Annotated in this window: 1 protein-coding gene; it reads left to right on the top strand. The window is 71.1% G+C overall.

What is annotated here, in order from left to right:
- Positions 1-256: 256 nt before the first annotated feature.
- Positions 257-606 (top strand): IS110 family transposase (locus tag ACK586_RS25505; RefSeq protein WP_409333331.1); only part of this gene is annotated, 350 nt, incomplete at its 3' end.

Below are 606 nucleotides of genomic sequence, written 5' to 3'. Positions count from 1 at the left end.
CTGACTGTGAGGCTGGCCGGGTCGACTCATCGGTGATGGGCTGACAGCCGGCGGCAGTGGGCGTGACCCTTCGCCTGACTGGCTTCGTGCCTTCCAGCGGACTTGTCCGCCTGCTGCTGCCGGCACCGGCCCGGCCGGAGACGTTGGCCTGATCAGGAGCTTGACCGCCAGTTGCCGCTGACGTGTCTCATCACAGTCTTGCCATCTCCGCACCGGACCGGGACCTGCTGCGTCCCATCTGGCGAGGAGAGAACGCATGTCCATGCTGGCAGAGCTGGTCGAGGTCGTCATCGGCGTCGACACCCACAGCCAGACCCACACCGCCGCGGTCGTCGATACCCGCACCGGTGGCGTGCTGGCCAGAGCAACGGTGACCGCCGATCCCGACGGCTACGCCGAACTGGTCGCCCTGGCCGAGCAGCACTCCGGGCTGCGGGCCTGGGCGATGGAGGGCACCGGCGGCTACGGCGCCGGCCTGACCCGCCACCTGGCCGAGGCTGAGGAACTCGTCGTCGAGCTCGACCGACCCAAGCGCCCGGCCCGCCGCGCCGGCGCCAAGTCCGACCCCATCGATGCCGAGCGCGCCGCCCGCGATGCGCTGGCCCG

Source organism: Trujillonella humicola (genome assembly GCF_046233715.1).
Lineage (GTDB): Bacteria > Actinomycetota > Actinomycetes > Mycobacteriales > Geodermatophilaceae > Trujillonella > Trujillonella humicola.
The sequence above is the reverse complement of the archived record's forward strand: the minus strand, read 5'-3'. Positions and strand labels throughout refer to the sequence as shown.